Origin of the sequence: Alteromonas sp. MmMcT2-5 (genome assembly GCF_022348315.1) — a bacterium.
In the GTDB taxonomy this organism is placed as follows: Bacteria; Pseudomonadota; Gammaproteobacteria; order Enterobacterales; family Alteromonadaceae; genus Alteromonas; species Alteromonas macleodii.
The window spans coordinates 1-10,668 of record NZ_JAKRFB010000090.1; the positions used below are offsets into that span (position 1 = coordinate 1).

Annotated in this window: 4 protein-coding genes, 2 tRNA genes and 1 pseudogene; 4 read left to right on the forward strand and 3 right to left on the reverse strand. The window is 37.4% G+C overall.

Annotated features, from left to right (window positions below):
• A pseudogene (locus MHN09_RS20295) lies at nucleotides 1-233 on the reverse strand (hypothetical protein); the annotation flags it as partial.
• Between the two features lie 369 nt (nucleotides 234-602).
• Here MHN09_RS20295 and MHN09_RS21605 point away from each other — a divergent pair.
• The 4 genes from MHN09_RS21605 (at nucleotide 603) to MHN09_RS20315 (ending at nucleotide 9,628) form a co-directional block, all read left to right on the forward strand.
• Entirely contained in the window at nucleotides 603-3,305 is a 2,703-nt protein-coding gene (locus MHN09_RS21605) for a LuxR C-terminal-related transcriptional regulator (RefSeq protein ID WP_024017276.1), read from the forward strand.
• 278 nt (nucleotides 3,306-3,583) lie between these two features.
• Nucleotides 3,584-6,013, forward strand: coding sequence for a TonB-dependent receptor (locus MHN09_RS20305; protein ID WP_187447532.1), 2,430 nt, complete (start codon nucleotides 3,584-3,586; stop codon nucleotides 6,011-6,013).
• 101 nt (nucleotides 6,014-6,114) lie between these two features.
• A complete protein-coding gene (locus MHN09_RS20310) occupies nucleotides 6,115-7,140 on the forward strand; it encodes an MBL fold metallo-hydrolase (protein WP_024017274.1) in 1,026 nt (341 codons plus the stop codon).
• 199 nt (nucleotides 7,141-7,339) lie between these two features.
• A complete protein-coding gene (locus MHN09_RS20315; RefSeq protein ID WP_187447533.1) occupies nucleotides 7,340-9,628 on the forward strand; it encodes a multiheme c-type cytochrome in 2,289 nt (762 codons plus the stop codon).
• 401 nt (nucleotides 9,629-10,029) lie between these two features.
• Here MHN09_RS20315 and MHN09_RS20320 read toward each other — a convergent pair.
• Together MHN09_RS20320 and MHN09_RS20325 are read right to left on the reverse strand one after the other, a co-directional pair.
• Nucleotides 10,030-10,105, reverse strand: a tRNA-Val gene (locus tag MHN09_RS20320).
• A 40-nt stretch (nucleotides 10,106-10,145) separates the two neighbouring features.
• Nucleotides 10,146-10,221: transfer RNA gene (locus MHN09_RS20325), tRNA-Val, on the reverse strand.
• Nucleotides 10,222-10,668: the final 447 nt, after the last annotated feature.

The following is a 10,668-nucleotide window of genomic DNA, read 5'->3' on the forward strand; positions in this document are numbered from 1 at the left end:
AGAAAGTGTTTAGGCTTCAAGCAGCCAGCGATTGTATTTAAAGAAATGGCATTGGCTGCTTGATATTGACGAGTGTCGCACTTCGCAGTTGAATTCGGGTCCATGCCTATATCATCTCCCCATATCGCTAATACATTAGGGCGTGAAGGATCTTCTGTTGCATGTACAGGAGTCGTTAAACAGAGTAACAAAGCACTGCTAGCAAGTATTTTTAATGATGTAATAATTTTCAAAATAATTGTCCGTTAATAGAGCAAAAGTTTATTCAATAGTTTGAATATGCTTGTTTTTATGAATTTTATTTAAACTACATTTATAATATTTCTATCAAGCTAAAAAGCGTATTAATAGCCGATTAAAACTATCCTAGTTTTTAACTATAGATGTTTTGATTAGGGCATGCTGGTCTTAACAAGCAAAAAAATGGTCTGTGCGGGCTATATCTAGTAAACATAAAATACTCGTTAGAAAATTACTTTATACTATGTTTCTGTTCATTAAAAAAAGAACTACAATGTATAATAATATCAATAATGTAGGGCTAGCATATGCGTATTACTTTGACGCATCTACATTACTAATTATGAATAATAGGGCGCTTTGTGCAAATTTCTGCAGCTAAATTTACTCCTAAAGTAATTACCAAACATTTAATAGAGCAGACAGAATTAGTTCAGCATTTAACTGCAAAACCGTTACGTAATGTAGCGATAGTGCAAGGGCTTGCTGGTTATGGTAAAACAACCTTACTTTTACAATACCTTGCTTGGTTACAAGCAAAAAAAGCCCGCACAATTTGGATTAATTTAGAAAAAGCTGACAATGATATATCACGTTTATTGCAAGTGGTTAGTGAAGCTAGTAATGCATCAGTATCGGGCTCGAGTAAAGTAGCTACAAAAGAAAACCCACATAATACTGACGACTTAAATGTATTGTTGTCGGCTATTGCTGATAATGAACAGCCTTTTTATCTTTTTCTTGATAATTTTGACGTAATAACAGAACCGTCAACGTTAAGTATTTTAAGTGACGCCCTTAATCATTTAAAAAGTCATCAGCAAATTATTATTGCTTCTCGCACTGCGCCAAAGCTTGCTTTGTCAAAATTGAAAATAGCAGATAACTTAATAGAGGTTTCAACATCGGAGCTAAAATTTAGCTTTGAGCAAACTAAAGTATATTTTTCTCGTTTTGGTGATATTCAACTAAATGAAGAACAAATATGCAAATTATATGAATTAACCGATGGCTGGCCTGCAGCATTAAAGCTGTCTACTTTTTTGATCAAACAACCAGAGCAACTTAGTCAACTGACGGTAGACGGAAAAGTTACCAGTGAGCTGTTTGATGATTATTTAATTGAAAACATTTTTAACCACAAATCTGCTGAACAACAAGAGTTTTTAGTAAAGACATCAATTCTGTCAGAGTTTAATTTGCCACTTTGCCAGCATTTATTAGCTGACACTTTTTCCGCTGGAAGAGCAGCGACAATGCTAAATGAAGATCTTGAAGAGTCGATATTGATTGAGTCAACCAATCAACAACAATCTTGGTTAAGTTATCACCAATTGTTTGCAAGCTTTTTAATTAAACTATTAAAACGAGATTATGCAGAACAGGTAGAGCCATTGCACGTTAAAGCGGCAAAGTGGTTTAAAGAAAATAACAGGCCAAGATTAGCAATAGAGCATGCTATAGCTGGTAATGCCAATGAACTTGCCGCTCAAATGATGGATGACTTTGCTCTACCTATGTTAAGAAAAGCGCAGTTTAATACATTAGCTGATTGGACAAATAGCATTTCTTCTGAGTTATTAAATCAACATATTAATTTGTATTTAGCAAAAACATGGGCTGATTTATTTTATAAACGCACATTATTGGTTGAGAAGGATATTTCTCAAATTAGTGAGTGGCAAAAGGCTAATAAGTTAACTAAAGAGCAGCAGCGTATTTTTACGTCTTTAAAAATATCGTTTAGCATAATGTCTGACAATAATGATGAGACGCTAAACGTAGTACAAGCATTGTTGGCTGATAATCAACCTAGTAACCATTCATTGGTTAGAATTGGTTTTTATAATATTCAAGCGTACATCCATTTAAGCCAAGCAAAATTTGAAGATGCAAGAATTGATGGTATGAATGCGTTGGCGTTAACGCAATTTATGGGTAAAAACAAATCATCAGATAATGTTTTTTTTACCGTAACTTATGCTCATGCCGTTCAAGCTTTTGCTCTATTATTGCAAGGAAAACTTAAAAGAGCACTCGCAGTAGCTGAGCAAGGGCTTAGAGATTTTTATCAGCAAGACTTTATTGAGTCAGCAAATGCTTATGGCGTACTTCCAGCGTATACAAGTTTACTATATGAAACGAATAAGTTAGATGACTGCGAAACTATTCTTACAAGAAACCTCTCGTTAATTAGGCAGTTTGCGTTACCAGAATGGTTAGCAGTAAGTTATTTATGCTTGGCGCGAATTCATTTGGCAAAAAATAATACTAATGATGCTATTAAAGTAATTGAGACACTTGAACAGATAGGTTATTCCGATCATTTACCTCGACTTTCGGCTATTGCGCGGTGGGAGCTGGTGAGGATCCACCTTAATAATGGTGAGGTCATATTAGCAAACGACATTGCTGAACGTATTAGTAGCGAAAATTTAGTGGTTAAAAAAGCGCAGTGCTCAATCGCTGCAGACAATGAGGCTGATACTATTACCAGCATTCGACTTTTGTTAGCAAACCAGCAATACAAGAAAGCGTTAAAGCAAATAGCTGATGCAATCGAGCAGTCGCAACCTAATCGCCATTATCGCATATTAAAATTAGAAGTTTTAAAAGTAGTTGCGTTAAAGCAGAGCAATGAACATAGACAAGCATTAAGGCTGCTAACTAAATTAGTAGCTCAAGGCCAAAATGAAGGGTTTGTTCGGACGTTTGTTGATGAAGGCGAAGTGATTAGCGAGCTATTAAAAGAGTTATACCAAACCTTAGATGACTATAACTCTAAACTAGCACTTTATATAGCATCTTTATTAGCCGCTTTTGGTATTGAAGCTAACGCGGCGCAATACGAAGAAGTAAATAATAGGCTAATTGAACCACTTACCAAGCGAGAAGAAGAGTTATTGCACCTCATTAATAAAGGCCATACTAATAGCAAAATTAGTGCGTTACTAAGCTTGTCAGAAAGTACAGTTAAGTGGCATTTAAGCAATTTATTTTCAAAATTAGGGGTTAAAAGAAGAAATCAAGCTACCTCAAAAGCACGAGAACTTGGTTTATTATAAATTTATTTTTGCTTAATTTGACGTCTTTTTACCTACTTGATAAAGCATTGAACGATTCTAAAGAAACTTATCAAAGCCCCAAATGTATAACGGTCTAGCTTGAATGTCGTTTTGGATATGAGCCTACAAAACTTAGTTACTTTTCTATCAAATTTTAAAACGTTAGCTATATTTAAGACAATTAAATAGCAGAATATGACCTGAATTTCGCATAAAGGACTCTACTATTAATAAAAGATAACAATAAATTTAAGTGAAATTAACAATCGGGGAAAGTTATGAGAACCAACAATGTTTTTGTAAAAAGTCGCTTAGCGGCGGCTATCGGGGTTTCATTCTTATTTTCAGGCAGCTTGTACGCAGAAGAAGCTGCTGGTGAGCAGGCTGAAAAAGCCAAAGAGAAATCTGGCTTAGAAGTCATCCAAGTAACAGCTCGTAAAAGAGTAGAGTCAGTTCAAACAGTACCTTCAAGTGTTAACGCGGTAACAGGCGAACATATGGAAGGCATGGGCGTACACAGTGTTAACGACCTTACTAAGTTTGTTCCAGGTCTTGAACAGCCAGAACTAGCTAACCATTCACGTTTATCACTTCGTGGTGTTTCATCAGGTGATAACCAGTCATTTGAACAGTCTGTAGGAACATATGTAGACGGTGTATACCGTGGTCGTATGAATCAACTGCGTTCAGGTTTCTTCGATATGGAGCGTGTGGAGGTATTAAAGGGCCCACAAGTGTCACTTTACGGTAACAGCTCAGTTGGTGGTGCGTTAAGCATGGCTACTAAGCGTCCTGAAGTTGGTGATGAACTAAATGGTAACTTTACCGTTAAATATGAAACAGAATATGAAGAGTCACAAATTTTAGGCGGTGTAAATATACCAGTAACAGACGAATTTGCTGTTCGCGTTGCGGGTAAATGGCGTGACCAAAGTGGTGGTGCGGCATTTAACCATTATACGGGTAAAGTTGAAAACTCTTATGAAGATTCAGCGTTTCGTGTCAGTGCGGTATGGGAGCCGAGTGATGAATGGAGTATTTACCTTCGTCATGAACAAGCAGATTTTGAAAAACATGGTGAATCGTTAGCTATTTATGCGCATGTAAACCCTGATTTTACACCAAACCCTAATTCGCCATTAGCTCCGTTTGGTATTGGCACAGGTGATTTAAATACGGGTAATGACGATAGTATTTTTAACAATGGTCCGTCGGGTAACTATAACGACAGTGACGAAACCATGTTGGAAGTGGTTTGGAACATTAACGACGACATGACATTAACGTCAATTACTGCTGACAGTAATTATGATTATTATCATACGCTTGATGTTGATATGACACCGGCAAACTTTATGTCGACAAATACACCTGAAGATTACAGTCAGTTTTCTCAAGAATTGCGTTTAGATACTGAAATAAACGACCAATTAAACATTATGGCAGGCCTTTATTATCAAGATGCAGATTTTAATACAGGTTTTGATGTTGACTTTTATATGCCTTATGTAAGCACATTAATTGGTAGCCCATTAGAGTTTGGTTCATTTTCTCGTTCAAACTATTTAAGGCAGAATACTGAACAGCAAGCGATATTTACGCAATTTGACTACAATCCAACAGATAAATTGAGTTTAACGCTTGGTGTTCGTTATACCGATATTACTAAAACTGCAACACAAGGTTTAAGATTACTTGATATTGATGGTTCTACGTACGATGAAGCGCCATACCCTGAAGGTCACCCATTTGCTGGTTTAACGCCTGCATTGTTTAGTTATTGGGGGGTTTTAAAGTCTGTGGGTGCTCCGCATGAATTTCAAGATATGGTACGCGAAGAAGATCACTTAATGTTACAAGCAAGTGCTAGTTATCATTTCTCTGATGACTTTATGGGTTATGTAAATTACGCCGATGGTGCTAAAGCGGGTGGTTTTGATACGCTTTATGAAGGCCCAGTTACAGCGAGCCCTCTTGGCACATCACCTGGACCTTCAGCGGGTACGCCAGAAGATACTGAATTTGAAGATGAAAGTGTATCAGCGTGGGAAGTGGGCTTTAAGTCAGACTGGGAAACAGTTCGCTTGAATGTTGCAGCCTTTTATGGTGTTTACGACAACCTACAAACGTCGATTTTCAATGGTTCTATTGGATTTAACGTAGGTAATGCAGGTAAATCAATTCAAAAAGGTGTTGATGTAGAGTTTATCTGGCAAGCAACAGATGATCTAAAAATTACTGCAAATGCGGAATACTTAGATTTTTACTACGATGAATTCCAAGGTGCAGCGTGTAGCTTAACTGAAGTTTATAGAGGTGAGCAGGGCGCAGATGGCAAGTGTGACTGGTCTGGTGATAGCCTTGCTTGGGTGCCTGAGTTTACTGCGGTTGTAGCTGTGGAGCATATTGCAGAAGTGTTTGGTGATTATGAATTAGTTAATATGTTAAGTGTTAGCTATAAGTCTAAACATACGGTCGATTCAGATAATGAAGTAAACCTTACTCAGGATGGCTACGCTTTAGTTGACTATCGCGTCACACTAACACCAGCAGACAGCAATTGGCATGCTGCATTTACTGTAAACAACTTGTTAGATGAAGACTATGAAGTTTACCTAACTAAGATCCCATTAATTGCAGGTGCATATTCTAATGGTGTTCATCAAAGTAAACGTCGTATTAACTTCGAAGTAGGTTTTAACTTCTAAATTAAACTCGAATAATTGCTCGCAAGTTAAGGCGAAAGTAAGGTGACATTGTTACCTTACTATCGCCTTTTTTTCGCTCGTCTATTTTTGGAAAGTATAAAATGTTAAAGAATTTCAAAGAAAAAGCCCCCGAACCTCAACACCTGTTGCATGTAGGTAATAACTTATATTGGCTGCGCATTAGTATGCCATTTGCACTTGATCATATAAATATTTGGCTAATAGAAGAAGCTGATGGTTGGGTGGTAATTGATACTGGCCCGAATACATCAAAAGCCAAAGAGCAGTGGCTTGCGGTAATAAATAACCAGTTAAAAGGTAAACCAATCACTCGCATTATTTGTACTCATGGTCACCCTGATCATATTGGCTTAGTGGGTTGGCTACTTGAAGAGCTAGAGCACAAGCCTAGTTTTAGTATTTCAATGCCTGATTACAAATATTATCAAATGTTATTTTCTTGTGAGCCAAGTGTACCAAGAGATCAGCTCAATGAGTTTTATACTGGATACGGTGAAGGACAAAAACAAGTAAAGGCTTATTTTAGGAATATTGATACCTTTCGCAGTATTATTTACCCTGTAGACTCACCTTGTCAGGTATTACAAGATGAGCAAATAGTTACTTTAGGTAATCATCAATGGCGAATAGTGATGGGCTATGGCCATGCGTCGGAGCATGCATGTTTTTATTGTCAGGAATTAGATATTCTTATTGCTGGTGATCAAATATTACCGAGTATCACGCCAAATATCAGTATTTGGCCTGATGCGCCTGATGCTAACCCTATGCAATTATATTTTGATTCAGCACAGCACATATCAACAGTGATTACAGATGAAACCTTGATTTTGCCAGCACATGGTTTAGCTTTTTATGGTGGTGTTAGCCGATTAAATAAAATAGTTTATGGGCATAAAGAAAAGCTTGAACAGCTTTATCTGCATTGTAAAGAACCCAAACAAGTTAATGAAACTTATCAAGTGTTATTTAACTGTGAAGTTGACTCAGGTAATGACTTATTTGCATTTGGTGAAGCATTAGCTAGTTTGCAAATATTGGTTAAAGCGGGTCGCTTAAAAGTGACTCTTAATGAGCAAGGTGTAAAGTTATTCCAACAAGCTTAGGCTAAGTTGTGTAGAATTAATAATTTATAGATTGATAAGCTTTGCTTTGTAAATGGTTAGCATTACAACCATGTAGTTAATCACATTATTTGTGTATCGGGTGTTTAAGAGCACTGGGCAATAAATTTATTTTATCTTGCGTAATAGCTAAAAAACTTCTTTAAGTTTTGTTTTAATTTATTAATTTTAAGGGATAACTTTGCTAATTCGGTTTAAAACATCAATGGCTTTAATTTGGTGTTTCTTTGTCTTTTCATTATTTGTTAGTTTTAAAAGTGAAGCTAACAAAGACTTAAGCTGTGCTTCTTGTCATCAAACTCAAACACTAGCTTGGAAAAGCTCACACCATTTTCACTCTATGGCTGAAGTATCATCGGACTCTAATTTGGGAGATTTTACTTTAGGCAAGGTTAAGCTAAACGATGAAGAAATAAAGCTACTGATTCAAGACGACAAGTATTTAATAACTATGCCTGGAGTAGATGGAAGCCCAGTAACTAAAGAGTTACTTTATACTTTTGGTTATTACCCGCTACAACAATATATGTTTAGTGATGGAGCAGGAAAGTATCAATTTATTCCTTACGCTTGGGACAGTCGCTCAAAAGCTGAAGGTGGACAAAGGTGGTTTAACCTTTATCCTGAACTTAATGCTGAAGATGAATTTCATTGGACGCAAATGGGGCAAAACTGGAATCAAAACTGCGCCGATTGCCACAGTACAAACTTTAAGAAAGGCTTTGATTTAGAAACACTTTCATATCAGTCGAGTTATGACATCATTAATGTTAGTTGTTCCGCTTGTCATCAGGGAAGTGAGCAACATTTAACGTGGGTAAAAAATCCTGATAGTAAAATAAAAAATCCTGACAGTAATAAAAATAAATTTGGCTTTAGCCAAGATATTTCAACAAAAGTACCCGCATTTGCTACTAATGACTTAGGTAAGCTATTTCCAACAACGCGAGTGAAAAAAACACAGCAAGTGGAAGTATGTGCTCAGTGTCATAGCCGAAGATCACAACTGTCAGATCACACTGAATCAGTGCCATATCATCAGCAATATCAATCGTCATTAGTAAATACGCCTTTATATTACCCTGACGGGCAAATTTTTGATGAAGTATATGTATATGGTTCGTTCAAGCAAAGTAAAATGTATCAAAATGGTGTTACTTGTACTAATTGCCATGATCCGCATACTTTAAAGCTTAAACATGAAGGTAACGCCACCTGTACCCAATGTCATAGTGCAGAGCAGTACGATATTAGATCACATCACCAACACCTTGCTAATTCAGCTGGTTCACAATGTGTTAATTGCCATATGCCTGAAACCACTTATATGGAAGTTGATGATCGTCGTGACCATTCGTTTAAAGTTCCGCGTCCTGATTTAAGTGTCACGCTTGGTGTGCCAAATGCTTGCCAGTCTTGTCATAGTGATATAGCCAATGACCAACATGCCAAACAGTTAACAAAGTGGTTTCCTAATTCAACATATCAGAAAGAAAAAGGCTACGCTCATGCCTTTGCTTTAGCTGATAGCGGCGACTTTACCGCTATACCTGCATTAATGGCTATTGCCAATGTCCCGACAAACCCTGAACTTATTAGGGCTTCGGCTGTTTCACGTATATTTGGTGCTAGAAATAATAGAGAACTTATTGGCTTTATTAGTAAGCAGCTTAATAGTAGCGATATTATGTTGGTACTCGCTGCGATTAGAGCATCAGGGCAATTAAGTTTAATCAATCGCTCACTAAAGCTTATCCCTTTACTTACACATCAAGAAAAGCCTGTCAGAATGGCGGCAGGGCGCCAGTTGGTGGAAAACCTGGCTGATCCGACATTTGTTGGAGAAAAACGGCAACAGTTAGAAAAAGCGGTTGCAGAATACATTGAAGGACAATTGTATCAAGCTGATAGAGCGACCGCCCACGTAAATATTGGACAAGTGTATGCTTTGAAAAGAGACTTTAAACAAGCTGAAGAAGCTTTATTAACTGCGATAAAAGTAGAAGATATTTTTATGCCTGCTTATGTTTATTTAGCTGAAGTTTATCGACAACAAGGCGATGAATTCAAAGTAGAAAAAATACTAAAACAAGGGCTAGAAGTTAATAATAAAGCCGCAGATTTATATTTTCAGTTAGCGCTTTCTAAAGTGCGCCAAAAGAATAAACAAGCAGCTTTACCATTGTTTGATAAAGCGGTAGCTAATGAGGCTAGAAATCCTAGATATTTATATACTAGGGCCGTTTTATTACAAGAAAACCAGCAACTTCAAGCAGCTAAAGCTGATTATGGTTTAGCACATCAAATAGTGCCTAACAATCCAGATTATCTTTACGGGTTAGTGAGTGTTTTAATTTCGCTTAAATCGTTTGATGAAGCGTTACATTACGCTTATCAGCTTAATCAATTAGTACCTAATAATCAGCAAGTACAGCAGTTGATTCAGTTTATTAGGTATTCAAATCGCTAAAGGTATAAATAGTTTTTAATTAGTACATAAGAATAAGCTATAACTTTCGAGCAATAGCTTTTTACCTTCTAATAAGAGTTTACTCTAGTTCAGCTTGTCGTATTCAAGAAAATATAGGTATTGTCATACCGCACTTGTTGCCGTATCTCCTGAACGTAATGATGCTTTTAACGTACTTTTCGGGAGATTCCCGATAAAAACATTCGGGAATGACAGTTAGCTGAATTGAACAGTTTGTCTTTAGTTTTTATTAAATATTACGCGAAAACAATAAAGTGGTGGACGATACTGAGCTTGAACAAGTGACTTGGTGCGGGTTGTAAAGAGTAGAAGGTGCTCGCACCGCTTTTAACTGCGTACAGCAAATAACTATGGATAAAATAGATAAAAATAAAAGTAAGTGGTGGACGATACTGGGCTTGAACCAGTGACCCCCGCCTTGTAAGGGCGGTGCTCTCCCAACTGAGCTAATCGTCCATATATATCAGATAGTGATATGAATCTAAGGGTAAATGATTGGTGGACGATACTGGGCTTGAACCAGTGACCCCCGCCTTGTAAGGGCGGTGCTCTCCCAACTGAGCTAATCGTCCAATCATTTTCAGAGACATTTTGCTAAAAGCAGAAGTGGTGGACGATACTGGGCTTTATCCAGTGACTTGGTGCGGGCTTGTAAAGAGCAGAAGGTGTTTTCCCTTATTTTCTTTAGCTACGCAAGTCTTTTGTCTACCTAACACTTAAAACAAAGTGGTGGACGATACTGGGCTTGAACCAGTGACCCCCGCCTTGTAAGGGCGGTGCTCTCCCAACTGCGTATTAGGCATTTACCGATCACTAATTCCGGCCTCTCGATCACCCCAATTCTGATACACCCGATCACTGGTATTATGGCTTGCCCGATCAGTAGTTGTGGCAGACCGCAGTCTGCCACAGGTATTTACCCGACATTCCGCATCAAATTCAGGAATAAATCTCTTGGTATAATGTGCCAAGTACATCAATGATCACCTGCTGGCGCTCCTGTTTGTCTGTGATTACGG

Coding starts and splice junctions, on each gene's coding strand:
- MHN09_RS20305 (WP_187447532.1), top strand. CDS start 3,584: ATGAGAACCAACAATGTTTTTGTAAAAAGTCGCTTAGCGGCGGCTATC.
- MHN09_RS20310 (WP_024017274.1), top strand. CDS start 6,115: ATGTTAAAGAATTTCAAAGAAAAAGCCCCCGAACCTCAACACCTGTTG.